Raw genomic sequence first — 20,702 nt, 5'->3', positions numbered from 1 at the left:
GGTCAGCTCGCGCGCTGGCCCGGCAGCTCCTCCGGCAAGGACTCCGGCAAGGGGCGCTCACCGTCGAGCTGGTGCGCGGCCAGGGCGAGTTGGAAAGCCTTGATCCCGCGGCTGCTGAGCGGGTCCACGCCGGTGACCGTGGCGATCTTCTGCAGCCGGTAGGACAGCGTGCGGCGGTGGATTCCCAGCCTGGTGGCGGTGCGGCTGCGGTCGAGGTCAGTCTGGTAGAGCTGGTGCAGGGTCGTGATCAGGTCGCACTGGTCGATGATCGGCTCGATCACCTGGGTGACGTCCTGGCGCAGCAACCCGTCCTCGGCGAGCACCTGCTCCAGCCGGAGCGTCTCCGGCCGGACGACGCCCGACAGCTGGAGGGCGGAGGCGAGGGCCGAGGCCCGTTCGGCGCCGACCACCGCGGCCGGGATCATCCTGGGCTCGGCCGCCCGCGCCAGGACGATCATCGTCGACACGCCGCTGAGCTGGGCGCAGCGCCGCGCCTGCGCCTCCGTCCGCGCCCACATGTCCGGGGCGTCGACGGCCGGGAACAGGGCGACGGCCCCGCGCTCGGTCTGGTTGACGAGCACGTCGCGCGGGAACGCGTCGGTGGGCACGGTCCGCGCCGGGACGGCCATCACCAGGTACGCGGCGGCGAGCGCCAGTCCGGCGTTCACCGCGAGGTCCGCGCGCGGGGTGCCCGCGAGCAGGGATTCGAGGAACGCCTGGCGGGCGACCTCGATCCTCCCGTCGGACTTCACCGACAGGAAGTACCCGTCGCGCAGCGCTTGCAGGCAGCCGTCGGCCAGTTTGCCGTTCCACGCGGTGTAGGCGACCAGTTCGCTGTGGTCACCGGGTTCGGCCACCCGCCAGTACCCCGTGACCAGGGCCGTGTACCCGATCTCGATCCCGCGCAGGACGTTCCCGAGGGGCACGCCGTTGGCGACGGCGTCCTGGGCGAGTTCGACGTGGATGTTCCAGTCCTGGTCGGGCAGCGAGGCGGCGCCCGACCAGACGTCCAGCCCCGCCTCCATGACCGTGCGCGCGCTGGAGACCCACAGCCGCCTGCTGGCCGGACCGGCCGCCGTCAGCGGTCCATCGCCTTCGAGGATGCCTACGGACAGGTCGTCGAGAATGTCCACGTGGGCCGCTCGCATGCGCTTCACAAGCGAAGGCCGGGCCAGTAAAGGCCCTCGGATCTCAGCATTGCTCATCGGTTGGTCCTATCCCCCAGAGATGACGACCCACCCTCGCTCGCCAGTGAAGCGCACATGATCGAGTTGGGCAAGCCGACGATTACCGGGCCGAATGCGGACCTGACGCTTCGCCTATCTCAGCCGTCGCCGGAACGACATGTGAGACATCCTCTATTTTCAGCAGGCGAACACAATCCCCGCACGCCGCGGCCGGCGGCGTCCCGGTTCTCAGGGAGACGGGGTGCGCGCGGCCCAGGACCGGGGCGGAGCATAACCGCCCGAAGCCGTCCAAGGTGCGGGAACGCGCACGCCGGACGGCCGGGCGGGCGCGCGCCGGAGGGTGGTCAGCGCGGCGACCAGCGCGGCCAGCTCCTCGTCGTCGGGCGCTCCGCGCAGCAGCACCAGGTCCGACCTCATGGGGTCCATCACACCGGGGGGTTGCCGTGCTTGCGCGCGGGGAGTTCCACGCGCTTGGACCGCAGCATGGCGAGCGCGGATATCAGAGCGCCCCTCGTGTGAGCTGGATCGATCACGTCGTCGACCAGCCCGCGCTCGGCCGCGTAGTACGGGTGCATGAGTTCCTGCCGGTACTCCTTGATCCGCTGGGCACGCATGGCGGCGGGGTCGTCCGAGGCCGCGATCTCGCGGCGGAACACCACGTTCGCCGCACCCTCGGCTCCCATCACGGCGATCTCGTTGGTCGGCCAGGCGAGCGACAGGTCGGCGCCGATCGAACGGGAGTCCATCACGATGTACGCGCCGCCGTACGCCTTTCGCAGGATCATCTGCACGCGCGGAACGGTGGCGCAACAATACGCGTAGAGGAGCTTCGCGCCGTGCCGGATGATCCCGTCGTGCTCTTGGCCCCGGCCGGGGAGAAATCCCGGGACGTCCACCAGGGTGACCAATGGGATGCTGAAGGCATCACAGGTCTGGACGAATCGCGCGGCTTTCTCGGAGGCGTGAATGTCGAGCACCCCGGCCAGCACCGCCGGCTGGTTGGCCACGATTCCGACGACATTCCCGTCGAGCCTGGCGAGCGCGCACACCACGTTACCGGCCCAGTTCGCGTGCACTTCGAGGAAATCACCGTCGTCGACGACCTCGCCGATGACGTCGCGGATGTCGTAGGCCCGGGTGGGATCGGCCGGGACGAGGTCTAGCAGGACGTCGTTGCGGCGGTCCGGGTCGTCGCCCGGCTCGACCACCGGCGGGAGCTCCCGGTTGTTCGCGGGAAGCAGCGAGAGCAGGTGGCGGACCTCCTCGAAGCACTCCGCCTCCGTGTCGAACACGAAGGTCGCCGCGCCGGAGATCCCGGTGTGCACGTCCGCGCCGCCCAAGGCCTCGTGGGTGATCTCCTCGCCGGTGACCGCCTGCACCACGTCCGGACCGGTGATGTACATCTGGGAGATGTCGCGGACCATGAAGACGAAGTCGGTCAGCGCGGGCGAATAGGTGGCGCCGCCCGCGCACGGGCCGAGGATGACGCTGATCTGCGGGATGACCCCCGAGGCCCGCGCGTTGCGGCGGAAGATGCCGCCGTAGCCTGCCAGCGCGCAGACGCCTTCCTGGATCCGGGCGCCCGCGCCGTCGCTGAGGCTGACGATCGGCGCGCCCGCCGCCTCCGCGAGGTCCATCACCTTGTGGATCTTCTCGGCGTGCGCCTCGCCGAGCGAGCCGCCGAAGATGCGGAAGTCGTGGGCGTAGACGAAGACCGTGCGGCCGTCCACGGTGCCCCAGCCGGTGACGACGCCGTCGGTGGCCGGGGTGCGGGCCTCCAGCCCGAACCCGGTCGCCCGGTGCTTGCGGAACTGGTCGACCTCGCGGAAGGAGCCCGGGTCGAAGAGCAGGTCGATCCGCTCACGGGCGGTCAGCTTGCCGCGCGCGTGCTGGGCCCGGGTCGCCTCCGGCGACGGGCCGGCGGCGGCGGCTTCGCGCATCGCGGCGAGTTCGCCGACCAGGGCCGCCATGCCCTGGGACTCGGCGTGCGCGGTGGGCGGGATGTCGAGTGCGGTCACGGATTTCCTCCCGGAGCAGGGCGGGCGGGGACGACCACCGTCACGGCGACTGTCCCCACCGCGTTCGCGCAGACCACCGCCGTGCCGGGTCCACCGGAGCGGAGGATGTCGGCGACCTCGAGAACGGGGCTCAGGCACCCCGGACCCACGGTGCGACGCCGGGCTCGGGGCAGTGCCCGGGACACCACGTCGGCCACGGGTGAGGAATCGTCCAGCAGTCGGACGGGGATGTCGGCGGAGACGCCGTGGCCCGCGAGCGCGGCGCGGAGCCGCTCCACTTCGGCGTCCGCGTCGCGTGCGACGGCCGACGGCGGGATGAACAGCGATGACGACGCCAGCGACCCGTGGACCCGCGCGCCGCGGACGGCCGCGCGCGAGGCGGGTTCGACGATCAGCACCGCGGCGCCGTCATCGGCGACGGGCCCACCGGCGCCGTTGGCGTCGGGTGGCGTCTCGGTGGCGCCCAGGACGAGCCAGTCCACGTCGCGGTCGCGCACGACCCGGTAGCCGTGCGCCACCGTCTCCACCCCGGCGGTCGCGGGGGTGTGCAGGGCCAGGCTCAGTCCGCGCCAGCCGTGCTCGATGCCCAGGCGCGCGAGGAACAGGTTGACCGAGAAGTACGGCACGGTGGCGGGGCGCAGGAACCGGGTGCCGGTGTCCGCGACCTCCCGGTCGATGTCGGCGTGCAGCTGGGAGGCGCAGTTGTTCGACCCCAGCACCACCCCGCACCGGTCGTCCGGGCCTTCCGGCTCCAGCTCGGCATCGGCCAGGGCCCGCTTCGCCGCCGCCAACAGGTACTGCGCCGCGCGCGGAACGTACTTGTAGCCCTGGGCGCCCAGCTCGGTCCGGTAGTCGAACCAGTCCGGGGCGGCTTCGGCGGGCGGCGCGCACACGCCGACGCCGGTGACGACGAGTTCGCGGACCGGGTCGGCGACCGGTGACGGGGAGGGGGCTGAAGTCGTCACGGTCGGTCCTCCGCGTGGGCAAGGACGAGGCAGATGTTGTGGCCGCCGAAGGCGAACGCGTTGACGAGGGCGTGGCTGCCCCGTACCGCGACCTCTTCCGACGGAACCCACACCGGGCACTCCGGGTCGGGTTCCTTCACCGCGATGTTCGGCGGCACGACCCGGTGGCGGAGCACGGCCAGCGCCGCGACGGTCGACAGCACGCCCGAGGCGGCGCCGGTGTGGCCGAGGGCTGCTTTCGTGCTGTAGAGCGGGACTTCACCCAGTCGGTTCCCCAGCACGGCGCTCAGCGCGGCCGATTCGGTGACGTCGCTCAACGGCGTCCCGGTCGCGTGGGGCACCACCAGGCCCACGTCGTCGGCACGCACGTCCGCGCGGTCGATCGCACGCCGCATGGCCGCGATGATCCGCTCGCCGCTGGGGTCCGGCGCGGTGGCGTGGTGGGCGTCGCAGGTCCAGCCGTGGCCCGCCACCGTGCCCAGGGCGGGAACACCCCTGCTCCGCGCGCGTTCGGCGGATTCGAGCACGACCGCACCGGCTCCCTCGGCGAGGCTGGTGCCCGCCCGGTTCCGGTCGAACGGCCGGCACCCTTCCGGGTCGAGCGCGCCGAGCCGGTTGAAGCTCGCGGCGATCAGCCGGGAGGCGGTCTCCACGCCGGCGGCGACCACGACGTCCGCCGTCCCGTCCGCGATCATGCCGGCGCCGAGGGCGATCGCGTAGGCGCCGCCCGCGCAGGCGTTCGAGAGGTCCACAGCGGCCTGCCGGGCGCCGAGGCGATCGGCGATCACGGCGGCCGACCGGTGGTTGGGCGGCCACTGCTCCGGTGCGGGCTCACCGCCGCGCCACCGCTCGGCCTGTTCGACGTCGCCGACACCGCTGGCCACGATGACCGCCATCCGCGCCGTGTCGGCGCCGGTCAACCGCGCCTCGGCCAACGCCTGGCCCACCGCCGCCCAGGCCGCGAAGGTCGAACGACCGGCGGAAGGCAGGTCCTCGCGCGCCTGGTCGAGCAACGGGTCGGGGATCCGACGCCACAGCCCCGGGCCGCACTCGGGACCGATCCCGGGTGCGGGCTCCGGGAGGGGTTCCCGCCGCTCCGTCATGGCGCGCCACAGGTCCGCCGGATCGGCGCACACCGCCGACAACGCACCCGTGCCGGTGACCACCACAGTGTTCATCTGGACGCTCCGTCACAACGGGGATCCGGGATGTGGGGCTCCACCAGGGTGTCGAGGGCGGCGGACAGCCCGGTCGCGATCGCCGCGATGTCCACGGACGTGGCGACGAACGCCGGTGAGACCTGCAACGCGCCGGCCCCGATCGCCCTGGTGCTCACCCCGTGGGCACGTGCGGCGCGCACCGCCTGCTGCGCGGACGCCGCGTCCTTGAGCTGCACCGCCGCCAGAGCACCCACGCCGCACCGGACCTCGGCCACGGCCGAGTGGGAGGCCAGGGGTGCCAGGTGGTCCACGATCACGCCCTCCAACGACGCGGCCGAGCGGACGAGGTCGTCCCGCTCGATCAGGTCGAGGTTGGCCAGGGCGACCGCGGCGCACATGGCGTGGCCGGAGTAGGTGTAGCCGTGCCGCCACCACACCCCGCCGTCCGGCTGGAAGAACGGCTCGCTGACGCGCGGTCCCACGAGCACCGCGCCCATCGGGGCGTACCCGGAGGTGAGCCCCTTGGCCGTGACGATCATGTCCGGCTCCAGCCCGAAGCGCCCGCTGGCGAACCAGTGCCCGAGCCGGCCGTAGCCGGTGACGACCTCGTCCGCGATGAACAGGACGTCGTAGTGCCGGCAGATCCGGCGCACCTCGGCCAGGTAGCCGGGCGGGGGCGGCAGCACTCCCCCGGCTCCGATCACCGGCTCGCAGATGAACGCCGCCACCCGTTCCGGGGTGAGCCGCTCGATGGCCGCGGCGAGGTCGGCCGGGTCGTCCCACGTCACGGTCGCGGTGTCCGGGACCAGGGTCCCGTGGTCCGCCTTGTTCAGCGGCAGCCCCGACAACGAGGTGCCCGCGGCGTGCATGCCGTGGTAACCGTGCCCGCGGCCGATGACGTGGGTGCGGTCGGGCTTGCCGACCTCGTGCCAGTAGCGGCGGGCGAGCTTGACCGCCGTCTCGACCGAGTCCGACCCGCCACTGGTGAAGAACACCTTCGTGCCGGCCACCGGCGAGATGTCCGCCAGCCGCTCCGCGAGTTCGAGGGTCGGCCGGGTCGCGACGTCGCCGAAGGTCGAGTACGCGGCGATCTTGCGCATCTGCTTCGCCGCGGCGTCGGCGAGTTCGGCCCGGCCGTGGCCGACGTTCGCGAACCACAGCCCGGCGGTGGCATCCAGGTAGCGGTTGCCGTGCGCGTCGGTGATCCAGACCCCGTCGCCGGAGTCCACCACGAACTCGCCCGCTTTCCCGACCGCGGCCATGTCGGCGAAGGGGTGCCAGAGGTGGTTCACGTTTCTCCCCGGTGGTGTGGTCGGCGGAAGGTCAGCGGCCTGCCAGCTTGCCGTCGAGCAGGCGCAGGACGTCGCGCATCCGCACCACGTCCGACACCTCGTGCGACTCGATCTTGATCTGGTAGTGGCGCTCCAGCGAGACCGCCAGCTCGAGCGACAGCAGCGAGTCCACGCCCAGGTCCTCGACGAAGTGCGCGTCGTCGGTGATCTTCTCGAGCGGCAGGTCGAGCACGTCGGCGACGAGCTCGCGCAGCTCGGCGGCGTCGACGGTGGGAGTGGCGGTGGAGTCGGTCATTCCAGGTCCTTTCGGGACGGGCGGCGGTCAGCCACAGCCACCGGCGTGGCCGTGGTCGGCGCCGGGGACGCTGAATTCGGGGAAGTCCAGGTACTCGGCGTCCCAGGCCTGCTCGACCTCGGCGTAGACGTCGCCGCGGACGTCCGCGACGAACGCGCGCAGCCGGTCCACGCCGAAGAACTTGTTGCGGCCGTTGATGAAGAAGGGGACGCCGAACATCCCGTCCTTGGCGCAGCGGACCAGGGTGTCCAGGCCGCGCCGGCGCAGCTCCGGGTCGTCGGACGCGGTGGCGGCCTTGTCCGCGTCGATGCCGAGGTCGGTGGCGATGTCGTGGATGACCGACCGGTCGCTGACGTCCAGGTTCTGCTCCCACCGGGCCTGGTAGACCCGGTCGCAGTACTGCCTGCCGACGCCCGCGTCCTCGGCGACGAACCAGCCGAGGTGGGCGACTTCCCACACCGGGTTGCGGTCCACCGGCCACGTCATCTTCCAGCCACGCGCCGCGGCCATCCGCGCCGTGTCCTGGAGGATGTAGAAGTTCTTCGCCCTCGCCATGGCCACCACGGCCAGGTCGACGCCCGCCTCGCCGAGCATCGCGGTGCTCTGCTCGTCGGGCTCGAAGAAGGGGATCCACTCGATGGTGTCGGCGACGTCGGGGTACTTCTCCACCAGGTCGCGGTAGGCGAACCACGAGTAGGGACTCCTCAGGGAGAAGTACCAGCGCGGTCGCTTCGGTGCCTTGCTCATGTCGCTCCTCAGATGCTGATGCCGCCGTCGATCTGGAAGACGCCGCCGGTGATGTAGGCCGCGCGGTCGGAGGTCAGGAACGACACCAGGTCGGCCACCTCGGTGGCCGTGCCCACCCGCTTCAGCGGGATGTTGCCGAGCATCTTCTCCAGCACCTTGGGGTCGACCGCGGCCGTCATGTCGGTCTCGATGAAACCGGGCGCCACCACGTTGACCCGGATGTTGGCCCGGCCCAGCTCCTTGGCCAGCGACTTCGACAGGCCGATGATGCCCGCCTTGGACGCGGCGTAGTTGGACTGCGTCGCGTTGCCGTACACGCCGGCCACCGACGACAGGTTCACGATGGAGCCGCGCTTGCGCTTCATCATCTCGAAGACGACGGCGCGGCAGACGTTGTAGACCCCGTCGAGGTTGACGCTGATCACGTCGTTCCACTCGTGGTCCTTCATCAGCAGCAGCGGGTTGTCGCGGGTGATGCCCGCCGACGTCACCACCGCGGTGATCGGGCCGAGGGTGGACTCGGTGTCCGCCACGGCCGAGCGCACCGACGCCGCGTCGGCGACGTCCGCCCGGATCGCCAGCGCGGTCCGGCCGAGCTCGGCGACCTCCTTCTCCACCGCGGTCGCCGCGTCGGTGTTGGCCGCGTAGCAGAAGGCGACGTCGAAGCCGTCCTCGGCGAGCCTGCGGACCACGGCCCGCCCGATACCGCGCGAACCGCCGGTGACGAAGGCGACCGGGGCACTTCCCTGCATGTCAGGCATGGCTCTCTTCCTTGCCGACAGCCTGCGGGCGCAAGACGCTCGCGGGCTGGAACATCATGATGATCTGGTCCACGGTCATCACCGTCTCGCCGTCGACGACGGTCTTCCCGCCGGCGACCACGGAATCGCCGATGACCCTGCCGATGGTCACGTGGTGCTCCATCACCTGGCCGGCCGTCACGCGCCCGTGGTACTCCACGCCCGACGCCGAGCCGAAGAGCATGACGGTGCCGCTCAGGACATCGGGGTTGGGCGACTCCTTGGTCACCAGCACCCCCGCCGTCTGCGCCCAGGACTCCAGCATCAACGCCTGCGGGTACGCGTCCGCGACGGGCGCGCCGGACGCGGCGAACCACGGTTCGGCCGCCTCCACCCGGCGGACGGCGCGGATGCTCACCCCGTCGACGCACTCCTCGACGCGGTCGACCAGCAGCATGGGCGGGCGGTGCGGGAGGACGGCTCGGATGCCGTCGGCGTCGATCACGTGGGTTCTCCGATCCTCAGGATGGCGGCGGCGTGCAGGCCGTCCGGGTCGACCGCGAGGATCAGCACCGGTCTGCCCGCGCCGCCTTCGCGGTGGGCGGTGGCCAAGACGGACGCGATCTGGAACACGGCCGTCACGGCGCCGGCGTCGCCCCAGGGCGACTCCAGCGGGAACCGGGTCGGAGTGGCCGGGCCCAGGGCGGCGTCCAGCGCCCGCGTCTCGACGCGCCGGTCCTCGGCGGTCCGGGGAACCGTGCTGACCGCCCACAGTTCCTCCGGCGCGACGCCGGCGGCGTCCAGGGTCCTGGTGACGCAGTTGGCGATGCGGTCCGCCGCGTCCTCCGGCCCGTGCACCCCGGACTCCACCGCCAGGACCTCTGCCAGGACGTCCTCCGGGGCGACCGCCAGGGCGTGCTCCACCATCAGGATGGCGGCGCCCTCCCCGAGCCGGACGGGCTCGCCGGCGGCGGGCCGGCCGCACTCCTCCAACAGCTGCCGCTGCGGGCTGAACTCCTCCACCGCGCCGCACAGCACCGCCGACGCCCGGCCGGCGTCCAGCAGTCGGCGCGAGTACCGCAGCCCCAGCAGACCGGCGGCGCGGCCACCCGCCAGCGTCGTGTTGGGGCCCTTGACCTGCTGCCAGATGGCACTCTGGCCGGCCGGGCAGTTCATGATCGCGTTCGGGACGCGCGCGGCTTCGACGTAGAACGGCTTCTCCCCGGTGAGGGAGTCGCGGGTGATCTGCATCGCCGACGCCGCGCTGCCCGTGGTCGTCCCCAGCACGATCGCGCCCGTGGGGCCCGTGGCGCGCTCGCGCCGGTCGGGGACGGAGTCGAGCAGGTCGCGCACGGCCACCACGGCCAGGGCCGTCGCCCGGTCCATGGCGCGGGTTCCCCGTCGCCCCAACGCCTGCTTCACGTCGAAGCCGGGGACCAGCAGGGGGCGTGCGTCCGCACCCGGCTCCCCGGCGGAAGTGGCGGGGAGGGCGGGGAGGGCCAGGACGCCGTCACGGAAGGCGGCGGTGTCCCCGCCGAAGGGTGACAGCGCCGACCACGCCGTGATGACCGGCGCGCTCATGCCTGCGTGGGTGCGGAGGAGAAGGCGGTCACGACGCGCTCGTCCCAGGGGACCATCACGGCCTCCTTGCCGTTCTCCACCATCACGTAGCAGTGCGTGATCTCGCCGGTGGCGGTCTGGACGAGCTTGCCGTCGCGGACGACGTAGCAGTCCATCGTCGCCGTGTAGAGCATGTTCTTGAAGATGTCCTTGACCGAGTAGACGATGTAGAGGTCCTCCTCCATGAGGACTTCGTCCATGATCGTCACCGAGTTCGCGGACACCGCCGGGATCCAGTTGCGCTCGGTGAGCATGCCGCCGATCGAGCAGCCCCGCGCCTCGACGAAGCGGTACTTCGCCTCTTCCATCAGCCGCAGGTAGGCCGACATCTGCAGGCGCTCGAAGAAGTGGATGTAGGGGTACGGGACCTTGAACCGCCAGGCGTAGGCGTTGCGGCCCTCGACCAGCTTGCGGCTGACCGGGTCGTCGTCGCTGGAGGCGCCGGACATCAGCGGCGCGCCGTGCTCGGTGACCGCCGCGCCGGGCTCGGAGCCGCCGATGCGGTCGACCACGAAGCGGTCCAGGCCCTCGGGCAGCGGGGCGCGCTTGGTCATGCGGCGCTCGTCGTCGTCGCGGCGGAACTGCACCTGCACCTTGGACCGCACCGCGCGCTTGGGCGCGCCGTCGCGCTGGACCGTCAGCTCCACGGAGAACGAGGCGGTGTTGCCGGTCTCGCCGGTCGTGGGCGTCACCACGGCGTCGACGTCGTCGTCGACCAGGAGCGCGGCGCTGAGCTTGGTCCGGACGTCGATGACGTCGAAGCCCACCCCGCAGTTCTCGTAGAGCGCGCCGACCGCGAGCCCGCTGCGGCGGAAGTGCTCGATGACCGCCTTCTCCACGAGGTAGTTCACGTGCTTGAAGCCGATGATGGTGCCGATGTTGGCGCCCTCGTAGCCGGGCGTGTAGGTGACGCTCGTCGTCTCCGACAGCAGCGTCTTGACCTCGATGCTGGTCATCTCGGTTCTCGTCTCCGTTTCACAGGTTCGGGGTCAGGGCAGGGGCGGGAGGGTGGCGAGGAAGTCGGCGACGCTCCTGGTGAAGGCGCCGGCCTCCTGAGCCATCGGGAAGTGGCCGCACGAGGGCAGCAGGTCGAGCCGCGCCGACGGCAGCCGCCGCGCGAGGGACTCGGCGTCGCCCGGCGGGGCGATCAGGTCGTCCTCACCCGCCAGGACCAGGCACGGCAGGTCCAGGCGGTCCAGGTCGACCCAGGGGGAGTTCAGGTAGGTCTGGAGGAACCGGGTCCACGCGTAGGGACCGATCCGCTCGCACACCCGCAGCGCCGCCGCGTCGTGCAGGTCCGGGTTGCCCCGGCCGGCCGCCGCGACCCGGATGCCCTCCCGCATGGCGTTCACGAACGTGGTCGCCAGGCCGGTGAGCATCGCCCAGTCGAAGTCGTCCGGGGACGGCTTGTAGAACGGCGACACCAGGACGGCGGCGCGCGGACGGGAGGCGGGCGCCTCGGCGAGCACGCGGAGCAGCAGCGAGGCGGAGAACGAGTGCGCCACGACGAGGTCGATCGGACCCGCGGACCCGGTGACGCCGGTCAGCGCCTCCGCCACCCAGCGCGCGGAGTCCTCGTCGTGCGCCCACGGTCCGACGCCTTCGTTGCGCCACGGCAGCTCGGCCGACCAGATCTCCCACTCGTCCCCGGCCTCCTCGCACAGCGGCTGCCACACGTTGCCGTTGTTCGCCATGCCGTGCAGCAGCAGCACCCTCGGTGCGCCGGAGCGGGCGGGCGTGGTCCGCGGCAGCAGGACCAGGGGTGTGTGGACGTCGACGCCGGGTCGGGTGGCCGTCAGGCCGGGCACGGCTCGCTCCGCGGCGCGCGGAGGACGACGGACGCGACCGCGTCGTCGGCCGGTCCGCCACAGGTGGCCACGACGCTGGACGCCCCGGCGGCCAGCCGTGCGGTGCCCACGGCGATCTGGAGGAGCCCGTGCGCGCCGGACGTGCGGCCCCAACCTCGGGACACGTCCACGCGCTCGGCCTCGGGCAGCACCGCGGAGGACATACCGTCGCCCTCGGGCACGAACCAGACCCGCGCGGCGGCGTCGGTCCCGCCCGCGGCGGCGACGGAGTCGTCCAACCGGCCGGACCGCGCCACCGGGCCGAGTTCGCCGAGGACGGCGCGCCCGGCCGTGCTGTCGTCACGTTCGACCACGACGGCCACGGCTCCGTCGAGCACCTGGCCGCCGGCGTACGCCCGGCTCACGTCGTTGTCCGGCTCGACGCCCACGACCAGGGCGTGGCGGGCACGCCCGGAGCGCAGCCAGGTCGCGGCCCAGCGCAGGGCGTCCAACCCGGAGGTGGCGCCGTTGCAGACCATCATGTTCGGCCCGCGCAGGCCGAACCGGATGGCCACGTCGGCGCACACCACGTTGCTGGACAGGTTCGGGGTGGAGATGGGGCTGACGAGCCGGGTGCCGCCCTCGCGGCCGATGAGCGCGGCCACCTCGGCGACGGAGTCGAGGTTGCCCAGGTTGGAGCTGGCCAGCACGGCCACGTCGCGCGGGTCGACGGTCAGCCCGTCGGTCTCGTTCCACAGCCCGGAGCGCACGAGCGCGGCCTTCGCCGCGACCAGGGCCAGCCGGGTCGCGTGGTCCTTGTACCGCAGGCCCTTCCGGCCCAGGTGGGCGGCGGGGTCCACCGGCTCGGCGGCGGCGTCCCGGCCGGGTTCCAGCTCGCCGGGCTCGGCCACGCCGGGCAGGGCGAAGCCGACGCCCGTCACGACGACCTGCACCGCGGCGCGATCCTGCACGTCCGCGCGTTCCTGTACTGCGGTCATCGCGTTCCCTCCACGATGGCGACGGCGTTGACGCCGCCGAAGCCGAAACCGTTGACCTGGGCCACGAAGAGGCCCTCACCGAGGTGTTCCCGGGTGGCGATGCGGAAGTCCGCCGCCACCGGGATCTGGTCCTCCAGGTGCAGCGTGGGGCTGACGCGGTCCTGCTCGATGCTCTTCAGCGCCATGATCAGCGAGTGCAGGCCGGACGCACCGGAGGTGTGGCCGGTCATCGACTTCATGGCCGTCATCACCGGGTGCTTGACCTCGGTGCCGAAGACCTCGGCCATGGCCGTCGCCTCGCCGGTGTCGTTGGCCATGGTGCCGGTCCCGTGCAGCAGCACGAGGTCGACCTCGTCGGGGCGTACCTCCGCCGCGGCGTGGGCGTCGCGGATCACCTCGGCGATGCTGCCCGGCTCCGGCGCGGTCGCGTGGAAGGCGTCGCAGTTGATGGCCACACCGCGCAGCCAGCCCCGGACCCGGCCGGACGCGGCGTCCTCGCGGCGCAGCACGATCGCCGAGGCGCCCTCGCCGAGGATGGTGCCCTTGCGGTTGACGTCGAACGGGCGCAGCCGCTCGGGGGGCACGGACTGCAGCCGGTCGAGCACGCCGAACATCGACTCGGTGATCGAGTCGGTGCCCGCGACGACCACGGTGTCGTGCTCGCCGGAGTCGAGCATGTCGACGGCGAGCGACAGCGCGTAGAGCGATGCCGAGCAGGCGTTGGAGAAGGTGTGGGTGTCGTCGGCGCCGAACCGCTCGCGCAGCGCGGTGCCGAAGTGCAGCCGCTGCTCGTCGGCCTTGGTCCGGCCGCGCGCCCACAGCTCCACGCTGCGCAGCTCGCGCAGCCCGGTGCCGACCAGCACGGGCACGCCCGCCAGGTCGTGCGGCATCCCGGCGTCGTCCAGCGCCTGGCCGACGGCGTCCAGCAGGAAGCGGGTGGCCCGGCCCTCGACGTCCGGGTAGGTCTCCAGGTCGTCGATCTCGTGCAGGTGCCCGGCGGTGTACCACTCCGCGGTGAACGCGCGGAGGGGGCCGAGCCCGGTCCTGCCCGCGCAGAGGTTGTCGAACATCTCCTCGGCGGTCCGCCCCACGCTGGACAGGGCCCCTACGCCGGCGATCGCCCATCGCTTGCTCACGGGTTCTCCTCCTCGTGTCTGCCCAGGATCACCACGGCGTTGTTCCCGCCGAAGGCCAGGCCGTTGTTCTGGACGATCGCGGGCGCCACGTCGAGTGCGGTGTTCGGTACGCAGTCGATGCCCAGTTCCGGATCGGTCGTGCGGTGGTTGATGGTCGGCGGGATGAACCCGCGGTGGATCGCGAGGGCGCACGCGATCGCGCCCAACGCGCTCGCCGCGCCCATCGCGTGCCCGAGCATCGACTTGATCGAGATCGTGCGGGGTGGTTTGCCGCCGTAGACCTCGCGGATGGCGCTGGACTCCGTCAGGTCGTTGGCCCTGGTCCCCGTGCCGTGCGCGGAGATCAGCTCGACCTCGTCCGGCTTCACGCCCGCGTTCTCCAGCGCCAGCGCCATGCAGCGCGCCACGCTGTCCTGGTCCGGCGCCACCTGGTGGGTGGCGTCGCAGTTCAGGCCGTAGCCGAGGATGCGGGCGTAGACCCGCGCTCCCCGCTTGCGCGCGTCGGCCCACCGTTCGAGGACCAGCACGCCGGCGCCCTCACCGGTGAGGATGCCCTGGCGGTCGACGTCGAACGGCCGGCACACGTCGGGGGCGATGGTGCCGAGCCGGTAGAACGAGGCGAAGGTCTTGCGGCACAACGCGTCCGCGCCGCCGCAGAGCACCATGTCGACCTCGCCCGACCGGACGGCGTCGTACCCGTAGCCGATCGTGTAGTTGCCCGCCGCGCACGCGGTGGCGATGGTCATCGCCTCCACGTCCACCAGGCCCAGCTCGCGGGCCACCGCGACGGAGAGCCTGCTCGCCGACGTCCGGCCGGCCACGACCGGGTCCACCGCCTCGGCGCCGCCCGCGATCTCCGCCGCGACGACGCGGTCGAGGTCGGCCGACTCGCCGTCGGTGGTGCCGATCGACACCAGCATCCGCTTGGCGGCCAGCTCGGCCGCGTCGATGCCGGCGTCCTCGACGGCCATCCTGGCCGCCGACACGGAGAACTGCGCGGCCCGGCCCAGGGACGCGGGGTCGAGCGTGCGCACCCACGGCCCGGGGTCGAAGTCGGTCACTTCGCACCCGTTGGCGTGGTCGAACCCGGAGGTGTCGAACGCGGTGATCGGGGAGACACCGCTGCGCCCGGCGCGCAGACCGGCGGCGAACTCGTCCACACCGGTCCCGATGCTGGAGATCACACCGATCCCGGTGACCACGACGTCGTCATCGCGGATGGACCGCGACCCGCCTGCCACAGAACTGGTCATCACACGCCAACTCCACTCGTTCGCGGCGGTCGCGTGGACCGCCGCCGCACCCTGGGCCGCGCCACGGTCACTTGCTGTCGATCGCCTCGGTCACGACCTGGACGACGCCCTCCATGTTGACCATGCGGGACATCTCGGCCTGGTCGATGACGATGCCGAACTCCTTCTCCAGCGAGGAGAGGATCTCGATGGACAGCAGCGAGTCCGCGCCGTAGTCCTCCTTGAACAGGCCCGTGTCGGTGACCTCGTCGTGCTCCAGTTCGAGGATGTCGCAGACGATCTCCTTGATGCGGTCCACTCGCTGATCGACGCTGGCGGTCATGGGTATTCCTTCCGTAGTGCTTTCCAAAGGGGGACGGGCGCGGTGGGGTCCGGTCGCGCGACCGGACCCGGTTCAGAGGTCGAACTCGCCCTTGAACTTCCGCAGGAGCGTCATGAAGCCGTCGATGTGCTCGTCCGTGTGGGACGCGTTCAGGATGAGCCGCATGACGCTGTTGTTCTTCTTGGCGGCCGGGAAGACGTAGATCGGGATGCGGTAGCCGTGCTCCAGGAACTTCGCCTTGAGCCGCATGCCCTTCTCCTCGGAGCCGACGTGCAGCGACGTCATGATCGACGGCGTCGGGTAGAGGCGGACACCTTCCTCCGACAGCAGGCCGCGGAACTTCTCGACCCGGTCGAGGTAGTTGTCGACGATCTTGGGCTCGTCCTGCGTGAGCAGGCGCATCGCGTAGGCGGCGGTGGCCGCGGTCGGCGGCTGGACCTGCGCGGTGAACGCCGAGGTCATGCCGAGCAGTTCGAGGGAGAAGATGGGGTCGTTGGGGCCGACGATCAGTCCGCCCTCCAGTCCGACGGCCTTCTTCAGCGACACCATGATGAACGTCGACCGGAGCATGCCGGCGTACTCCTCGGCGAACGGCCGGTGCGCGGGGCCGTAGACCAGGAAGCCGTTGGCGTCGTCCACGAAGGACAGCGCGCCGTAGCGCTCGCAGACGTCGACGATGTCGTGCATCGGAGCGACCGAGCCGTCAAGGGAGTACACGCTCTCGAACACCACGACGACCCGCTTGCCCTGGAGTCGCTGCAGGACCTTCTCCAGGTCCTCGGCGTTGTTGTGCTTGAACGAGAACAGGCGCTCGCCGTACTTGAGGTGGTCGGCGGCCTTCCACAGGCTCCAGTGGCTCTCGCGGTCGTAGACGAAGACCACGTCGCTGTGGTCCATCTCCAGGCCGTCGGTCCACTTGATGCTCTTGGACATGCCGTGGATGAAGCCGATGTTGGCCACCAGGCCGGTGGCGTAGCCGACGGCCCGCTCCTTGCCCAGGATGCGGCACAGCTCGGCTTCCATGTCCACGTGCGGCTTGGTGACGCCCTGGCTGATCCGGGCGCCGCCGGTGGCCAGGCCGTAGGTGCGCGCCGCGTCGGTGAAGACGCCCATGACGTCGTCGCGGCTGTGCAGGTTCAGGAAGTTCACGGGCGCGAAGTTGACGAGCTTGCGACCGCCCATCATGACCTCGGGGATGCCCGACATGCCCTCCGTGTGCGGCATGTGGCCGAGGCCGATCTGACGCAGACCCTCGGCGAACTCCCCGAAACGCCAAGCGGGAGCGGCGGGCGCGGACGTGCTCCCGGGTAACGCCGCTGTGCTGCCGTCGAAAGTGCTCGTCGTCATCGCCTACCTCGACTCGGAGAAGGAGCGGAATCGCATCGAGGCCGACCGTAGACGCGCCGGCGGCCGGTTGGCCGTTCGCGGCCCAAGGTTGTCAAGATCATGCAGAGCGGGCCGCCGCCGGATAGCAGCTTCATGCGAGGCGGGTCCGCATCGCTAGGTCAGGACCCGACGCGGTCCCTACTGTGCGCCTTGCACGTCCGGCGCGTCCGATCGCGGGCGCGGCCCGTCCAGAACGCCTCCGGGAGCCCGAAATGAGCGATGGTCACGGCGGCACCGTGCGCCGAGTGGTCGTCACAGGACTCGGCCCGGTGTCCAGCATCGGCACCGGCGTCACCGATTTCCTCGACGGTCTGCGCGCGGGCAGAAGCGGCGCCCGTCCGATGGAACTGTTCGACACCAGCGGTTTCGAGCACTCGAACGGCTGCGAGGTCGCCGACTTCGACCCGACCCGCTGGCAGCAGGAAGTCGCCACGGAGGACGTGGGTCGAGCGACCCAGTTCGCCCTGGCCGCCGCCCGGCTCGCCACCGCGGACGCCGGGCTGTCCTCGGCAGACCTCGCGAACGCGCGCACGCTGATCGCGGTGGGCACCACCGACGGCGAGGCGCACGAGCTCGACCACATCGTCGAGCACGAGGTCGGCCGTCCGGTCGCCGACTCGCCGGAGGCGATGGCCCGCCGCGTCCCGGTCGGCACGCTGTCCGCCGCGGTGGCCCAGGAGTTCGGCCTGTCGCAGGCGGAGACGATCACGATCGCGACCGCGTGCGCCGCGGGGAACTACGCCATCGGGTACGGCTTGGACGCCATCCGCCTGGGCGAGGCCGACATCGCGCTGTGCGGTGGCGCGGATGCCGTGTGCCGGAAGACCTTCGCGGGCTTCTACCGGTTGGGCACCATCGCGCCCGAGGTGTGCCAGCCGTTCGACGTCGGCCGCAAGGGCATCCTGACCGGCGAGGGCGGCGGCATCCTCGTCCTGGAGGCCCTGGACTCGGCGCTCGCGCGCGGCGCGCGCATCCACGCGGAGGTGCTCGGGTACGGCCTCAACTGCGACGCGCACCACCCGGTGGCGCCGTTCCAGGACCGGATCGCGGACTGCGTCCGGCTGGCCCTCTCCGACGCCGGCGTGAAGCCCGGCGACGTCGACCTCATCTCCGCGCACGGCACGGGGACGGCGGCGAACGACGTCACCGAGTCCAGCGCCATCCGCGACGTCTACGGCAAGGAGATGCCGCGCACGGTGTCGATGAAGTCGATGCTGGGCCACTCGATGGGCGCGGCCAGCGCCCTGGGCGCCATCGGCTGCGCGCTGGCCATCGAGCACGGCTTCATCCCGCCGACGATCAACCACGAGCAGACCGACCCCGAGTGCGCCGTGGACTGCGTCCCCAATCACTCCGTCACCGCGGACCTGCGAGTGGTCCAGAACAACGGGTTGGCCTTCGGCGGCAACAACTCCGTCGTCATCCTGGGAAGGTACGAGTCGTGAGCAGCCCCGCCCGCACCCCGGTCATCCGGTCCTGGTCGGCCATCTCCACCCTGGGCATCGGACCCGACGCGCACCGGTCGGGCCTGCTGACGCGAACCCTGCCCGAGCCCGACCCGGCCGACGCCTTCGCCGCCGAGCACGGTGGGCGTGCCGCGGTCATCCCCTCCTTCCCGGTGCGCACGCTGCTCGGGAAGAAGGGCACCCGGTCGCTGGACCGCGTGACGGCGCTCGCCGTGGCGACGGTGGGTGGCCTGGTCACCGGGGACCCGACCAACGTCGCGCCGTTCGAGGCCGACGCGCCCGTCGCCGAGCGCGGTCTCGTGCTGGGCACGACCACCGGCAGCGCCCAGTCGATGATGGACTTCACCCGCAGCACGTTCGACGGGGAGAAGCCGTTCTTCGTCGACCCCGCGAAGTTCCCCAACACGGTGATGAACTGCGCCGCGGGCCGGGCCGCGATCTGGTTCCAGCTGCGGGGCCCCAACGCGACCGTCGGCGGTGGCCGGGTCGCGGGTCTGCACGCGCTGAACTACTCGCGCCGGCTGCTCCTCACCGGCCGCGCGGAGACCGTCCTGTGCGGCGCGGCGGAGGAGCACTCCACCGCGCGCGCGGACCTGCGCGCGTTGACCGACCCCGGTGACACCGCGCGGCTCGGCGAGGGCTGCGCGGTCGTGGAGGTCGGCGGCGGTTCGGACGGTGGTCCGGCGCTGGCCGAGATCCTCGGCGTGCGCTTCGGCGTGGCCCGCCGGCCCGACGACGCCCGCGAGGTGCTGGCCGACTGCGTCCGCCGGACCCTGCACGACACGCGCACCGACGCCGGGGACGTCTGGGCGCACCTGCCCAGCCGGTCCGCGGGCACCGAGTCCGAAGCGGTGGCGGGCGTGCTCGGCACGGACTTCCGCACCCACACCTGCGACGACCTGCTGGGCGACACCTCCGCCGCCACCGCCATGTTCGCCGTCGTCGCCGCGCTCGTGCACGCGGCCGAGGACGACTCCGCGGCGGGCCGGGTAGCGCTGATCACCGCCATCGACCCGACCGGCGCGGTGGGCTGCGCGCTGCTCCGGCTCCTGCCGACCTCCTGACCACGTCACCCGAGACCACCGTTACCCGAGACCACTTGTGAGGACACGATGACCAGCACCCAGAACGTGGACAAGGAAGGCCTGCGCGAGATCGTCGCCGACGCGCTCGACGTCCCGGTCGCTTCGGTGACCGACGACGCGAGCTTCGTCGACGACCTCGGCGTCGACTCGTTGCTGTCGCTGGAGGTCATGGTGTCGATCGAGCGCGAGTACGGCATCAAGCTCGCGGAGGAGGAGACGGCGAGCATGGGCAGCTTCGCGGAGGTCTGGGCGCTCGTCTCGGCCAAGGCGGAGGCGCTGGCGTGAACGACCTCTCCGTGCGCGCCGTGCGGGCGGCGGTGACCGTGGTGGCCGACACCGATCCGACGTCGGAGACCCCGGTGTCCCGGACCAGTCTGCACATCACCGCCGACGAACCGTGTTTCGAGGGCCATTACCCGGGTTTTCCGATCCTGCCCGGTGTGTGCGTGATCGAAAGCGTCCACCGCAGCGCGCTGGCCACCCACCCGGAACGCGCAACCGTCGAGCACCGTTTGGCGGCAATCGAGACGGCACGATTCCTCCAGCCGGTGTATCCCGACGACGTGATCACGGTCGAGATGTCCTGGCAGCGGCGTGACGGCGCATGGCGCTGCCGGGCCGTGGTCGGCAATCCGCGCGGTGAGAGCGCGCGCGTCCGGCTGCGGTACGAGCCCGCAGAGTCGACACCGTGAGCAGGTTCGACATCGGGTGGATCGAAAGCGTCATCCCGCACCGGGACACGATGCTGCTGATCGACCGGGTCACCGAGCTGACGCCCGGTGAGTCGGTCGAGGCGGTCAAGGCCGTGACGTACACCGAGCCCTGGTACCGGGGCTCGACCGGCCCTGACCTGTCCTATCCCCTGCCGCTCCTGCTGGAGTCGTGGAACCAGGCCGCCGCCGTGTTGGTGCTGGCGACCTGGGCCGCAGAGGCCGCAGCGGAGGCCACCAGGGAGACCGCCGGTCGGTCGACGACCGTCGGGCGGGCCGGGGTGCCGATGCTCGGCAGCTACGGGGACGTGACGCTCGTCCGGCCGGTGACACCCGGCGACACAATGGTGCACACGGTCCGGATCGACACGGCGCAAAGCGACACCATGGTGCTTTCCGGAAGAACTTGTGTGAACAACGAAGTGACGCTGATGGTCGATCGGGGCATCGTGATCAGGCGTCCGATGGCATTTCTGGTAGCGCTCCGTGCACCATCAACACCCGAATTAGGCTGACCGGACACCGGTATTACACC

Annotated in this window: 23 protein-coding genes; 5 read left to right on the top strand and 18 right to left on the bottom strand. The window is 71.6% G+C overall.

Features of this window, described 5'->3' with window-relative positions:
- Positions 1-2: 2 nt before the first annotated feature.
- The 18 genes from ACRAKI_RS12080 to ACRAKI_RS11995 form a co-directional block, all read right to left on the bottom strand.
- Entirely contained in the window at positions 3-1,133 is a 1,131-nt protein-coding gene (locus tag ACRAKI_RS12080; RefSeq protein ID WP_447007154.1) for a PucR family transcriptional regulator, read from the bottom strand.
- A gap of 282 nt (positions 1,134-1,415) precedes the next feature.
- The gene (locus ACRAKI_RS12075) at positions 1,416-1,604 is read right to left on the bottom strand and encodes an acyl-CoA carboxylase epsilon subunit (protein ID WP_447007153.1); all 189 of its coding nucleotides are present in this window, start codon (positions 1,602-1,604) and stop codon (positions 1,416-1,418) included.
- Positions 1,605-1,612: 8 nt separating this feature from the next.
- Positions 1,613-3,127 (bottom strand): acyl-CoA carboxylase subunit beta, encoded by a 1,515-nt coding sequence (locus ACRAKI_RS12070; protein WP_447008398.1) that lies wholly within the window; start codon positions 3,125-3,127, stop codon positions 1,613-1,615.
- Between the two features lie 74 nt (positions 3,128-3,201).
- Entirely contained in the window at positions 3,202-4,170 is a 969-nt protein-coding gene (locus tag ACRAKI_RS12065; RefSeq protein ID WP_447007152.1) for a beta-ketoacyl synthase N-terminal-like domain-containing protein, read from the bottom strand.
- Complete coding sequence (locus ACRAKI_RS12060; protein WP_447007151.1) at positions 4,167-5,348, bottom strand: beta-ketoacyl-[acyl-carrier-protein] synthase family protein; 1,182 nt, start codon at positions 5,346-5,348, stop codon at positions 4,167-4,169. Before ACRAKI_RS12060 ends, ACRAKI_RS12065 begins: the two co-directional genes overlap by 4 nt.
- Positions 5,345-6,622, bottom strand: coding sequence for an aminotransferase family protein (locus ACRAKI_RS12055; protein ID WP_447007150.1), 1,278 nt, complete (start codon positions 6,620-6,622; stop codon positions 5,345-5,347). Before ACRAKI_RS12055 ends, ACRAKI_RS12060 begins: the two co-directional genes overlap by 4 nt.
- A gap of 31 nt (positions 6,623-6,653) precedes the next feature.
- Positions 6,654-6,917 (bottom strand): acyl carrier protein, encoded by a 264-nt coding sequence (locus tag ACRAKI_RS12050; protein ID WP_447007149.1) that lies wholly within the window; start codon positions 6,915-6,917, stop codon positions 6,654-6,656.
- Between the two features lie 27 nt (positions 6,918-6,944).
- Complete coding sequence (locus ACRAKI_RS12045; protein WP_447007148.1) at positions 6,945-7,664, bottom strand: DsbA family protein; 720 nt, start codon at positions 7,662-7,664, stop codon at positions 6,945-6,947.
- An 8-nt stretch (positions 7,665-7,672) separates the two neighbouring features.
- Positions 7,673-8,425: a 3-oxoacyl-[acyl-carrier-protein] reductase gene (gene fabG, locus ACRAKI_RS12040; protein ID WP_447007147.1), complete on the bottom strand. Its 753-nt coding sequence runs from the start codon at positions 8,423-8,425 to the stop codon at positions 7,673-7,675.
- Complete coding sequence (locus ACRAKI_RS12035) at positions 8,418-8,909, bottom strand: 3-hydroxyacyl-ACP dehydratase FabZ family protein (RefSeq protein WP_447007146.1); 492 nt, start codon at positions 8,907-8,909, stop codon at positions 8,418-8,420. Before ACRAKI_RS12035 ends, fabG begins: the two co-directional genes overlap by 8 nt.
- On the bottom strand, positions 8,906-9,985 hold the full coding sequence (locus ACRAKI_RS12030; protein ID WP_447007145.1) for a beta-ketoacyl synthase N-terminal-like domain-containing protein: 1,080 nt from the start codon (positions 9,983-9,985) through the stop codon (positions 8,906-8,908). Before ACRAKI_RS12030 ends, ACRAKI_RS12035 begins: the two co-directional genes overlap by 4 nt.
- A complete protein-coding gene (locus ACRAKI_RS12025; protein WP_447007144.1) occupies positions 9,982-10,980 on the bottom strand; it encodes a thioesterase family protein in 999 nt (332 codons plus the stop codon). Before ACRAKI_RS12025 ends, ACRAKI_RS12030 begins: the two co-directional genes overlap by 4 nt.
- A gap of 33 nt (positions 10,981-11,013) precedes the next feature.
- The gene (locus tag ACRAKI_RS12020; RefSeq protein ID WP_447007143.1) at positions 11,014-11,832 is read right to left on the bottom strand and encodes an alpha/beta fold hydrolase; all 819 of its coding nucleotides are present in this window, start codon (positions 11,830-11,832) and stop codon (positions 11,014-11,016) included.
- Positions 11,820-12,809 (bottom strand): beta-ketoacyl synthase N-terminal-like domain-containing protein, encoded by a 990-nt coding sequence (locus ACRAKI_RS12015; protein WP_447007142.1) that lies wholly within the window; start codon positions 12,807-12,809, stop codon positions 11,820-11,822. Before ACRAKI_RS12015 ends, ACRAKI_RS12020 begins: the two co-directional genes overlap by 13 nt.
- Positions 12,806-13,945, bottom strand: a complete 1,140-nt coding sequence (locus tag ACRAKI_RS12010) for a beta-ketoacyl synthase N-terminal-like domain-containing protein (RefSeq protein ID WP_447007141.1) — start codon at positions 13,943-13,945, stop codon at positions 12,806-12,808. The genes ACRAKI_RS12015 and ACRAKI_RS12010 overlap by 4 nt, the downstream gene beginning before the upstream one ends.
- Positions 13,942-15,198 carry a beta-ketoacyl-[acyl-carrier-protein] synthase family protein gene (locus ACRAKI_RS12005; protein ID WP_447007140.1) on the bottom strand — a complete coding sequence of 419 codons (1,257 nt, stop codon included), beginning with the start codon at positions 15,196-15,198 and terminating at the stop codon, positions 13,942-13,944. Before ACRAKI_RS12005 ends, ACRAKI_RS12010 begins: the two co-directional genes overlap by 4 nt.
- Before the next feature lie 67 nt (positions 15,199-15,265).
- Entirely contained in the window at positions 15,266-15,520 is a 255-nt protein-coding gene (locus ACRAKI_RS12000) for an acyl carrier protein (protein WP_447007139.1), read from the bottom strand.
- A gap of 72 nt (positions 15,521-15,592) precedes the next feature.
- Entirely contained in the window at positions 15,593-16,867 is a 1,275-nt protein-coding gene (locus ACRAKI_RS11995; RefSeq protein ID WP_447007138.1) for an aminotransferase class I/II-fold pyridoxal phosphate-dependent enzyme, read from the bottom strand.
- 251 nt (positions 16,868-17,118) lie between these two features.
- Here ACRAKI_RS11995 and ACRAKI_RS11990 point away from each other — a divergent pair, with 251 nt between their 5' ends.
- Genes ACRAKI_RS11990 through ACRAKI_RS11970 form a run of 5 tightly spaced genes read left to right on the top strand, consistent with a single transcriptional unit; the run spans position 17,119 to position 20,682 of the window.
- On the top strand, positions 17,119-18,351 hold the full coding sequence (locus ACRAKI_RS11990) for a beta-ketoacyl-[acyl-carrier-protein] synthase family protein (RefSeq protein WP_447007137.1): 1,233 nt from the start codon (positions 17,119-17,121) through the stop codon (positions 18,349-18,351).
- Positions 18,348-19,436: a beta-ketoacyl synthase N-terminal-like domain-containing protein gene (locus tag ACRAKI_RS11985; protein WP_447007136.1), complete on the top strand. Its 1,089-nt coding sequence runs from the start codon at positions 18,348-18,350 to the stop codon at positions 19,434-19,436. The genes ACRAKI_RS11990 and ACRAKI_RS11985 overlap by 4 nt, the downstream gene beginning before the upstream one ends.
- Positions 19,437-19,484: 48 nt before the next feature.
- A complete protein-coding gene (locus ACRAKI_RS11980) occupies positions 19,485-19,742 on the top strand; it encodes an acyl carrier protein (RefSeq protein ID WP_447007135.1) in 258 nt (85 codons plus the stop codon).
- 11 nt (positions 19,743-19,753) lie between these two features.
- Positions 19,754-20,149: a 3-hydroxyacyl-ACP dehydratase FabZ family protein gene (locus ACRAKI_RS11975; protein WP_447007134.1), complete on the top strand. Its 396-nt coding sequence runs from the start codon at positions 19,754-19,756 to the stop codon at positions 20,147-20,149.
- Positions 20,146-20,682 carry a 3-hydroxyacyl-ACP dehydratase FabZ family protein gene (locus ACRAKI_RS11970; RefSeq protein WP_447007133.1) on the top strand — a complete coding sequence of 179 codons (537 nt, stop codon included), beginning with the start codon at positions 20,146-20,148 and terminating at the stop codon, positions 20,680-20,682. The genes ACRAKI_RS11975 and ACRAKI_RS11970 overlap by 4 nt, the downstream gene beginning before the upstream one ends.
- Positions 20,683-20,702 lie beyond the last annotated feature (20 nt).

This window comes from Saccharothrix isguenensis, from assembly GCF_052936305.1.
The sequence above is the reverse complement of the archived record's forward strand: the minus strand, read 5'-3'. Positions and strand labels throughout refer to the sequence as shown.

Excerpts from the sequence above, each read along its gene's own strand:
- ACRAKI_RS12075 (WP_447007153.1), bottom strand. The coding sequence starts at position 1,604 with ATGAGGTCGGACCTGGTGCTGCTGCGCGGAGCGCCCGACGACGAGGAG.
- ACRAKI_RS12070 (WP_447008398.1), bottom strand. The coding sequence starts at position 3,127 with ATGCGCGAAGCCGCCGCCGCCGGCCCGTCGCCGGAGGCGACCCGGGCC.
- ACRAKI_RS12060 (WP_447007151.1), bottom strand. The coding sequence starts at position 5,348 with ATGAACACTGTGGTGGTCACCGGCACGGGTGCGTTGTCGGCGGTGTGC.
- ACRAKI_RS12050 (WP_447007149.1), bottom strand. The coding sequence starts at position 6,917 with ATGACCGACTCCACCGCCACTCCCACCGTCGACGCCGCCGAGCTGCGC.
- ACRAKI_RS12045 (WP_447007148.1), bottom strand. The coding sequence starts at position 7,664 with ATGAGCAAGGCACCGAAGCGACCGCGCTGGTACTTCTCCCTGAGGAGT.
- fabG (WP_447007147.1), bottom strand. The coding sequence starts at position 8,425 with ATGCCTGACATGCAGGGAAGTGCCCCGGTCGCCTTCGTCACCGGCGGT.
- ACRAKI_RS12030 (WP_447007145.1), bottom strand. The coding sequence starts at position 9,985 with ATGAGCGCGCCGGTCATCACGGCGTGGTCGGCGCTGTCACCCTTCGGC.
- ACRAKI_RS12025 (WP_447007144.1), bottom strand. The coding sequence starts at position 10,980 with ATGACCAGCATCGAGGTCAAGACGCTGCTGTCGGAGACGACGAGCGTC.
- ACRAKI_RS12015 (WP_447007142.1), bottom strand. The coding sequence starts at position 12,809 with ATGACCGCAGTACAGGAACGCGCGGACGTGCAGGATCGCGCCGCGGTG.
- ACRAKI_RS12005 (WP_447007140.1), bottom strand. The coding sequence starts at position 15,198 with ATGACCAGTTCTGTGGCAGGCGGGTCGCGGTCCATCCGCGATGACGAC.
- ACRAKI_RS12000 (WP_447007139.1), bottom strand. The coding sequence starts at position 15,520 with ATGACCGCCAGCGTCGATCAGCGAGTGGACCGCATCAAGGAGATCGTC.
- ACRAKI_RS11995 (WP_447007138.1), bottom strand. The coding sequence starts at position 16,867 with ATGACGACGAGCACTTTCGACGGCAGCACAGCGGCGTTACCCGGGAGC.
- ACRAKI_RS11990 (WP_447007137.1), top strand. The coding sequence starts at position 17,119 with ATGAGCGATGGTCACGGCGGCACCGTGCGCCGAGTGGTCGTCACAGGA.
- ACRAKI_RS11980 (WP_447007135.1), top strand. The coding sequence starts at position 19,485 with ATGACCAGCACCCAGAACGTGGACAAGGAAGGCCTGCGCGAGATCGTC.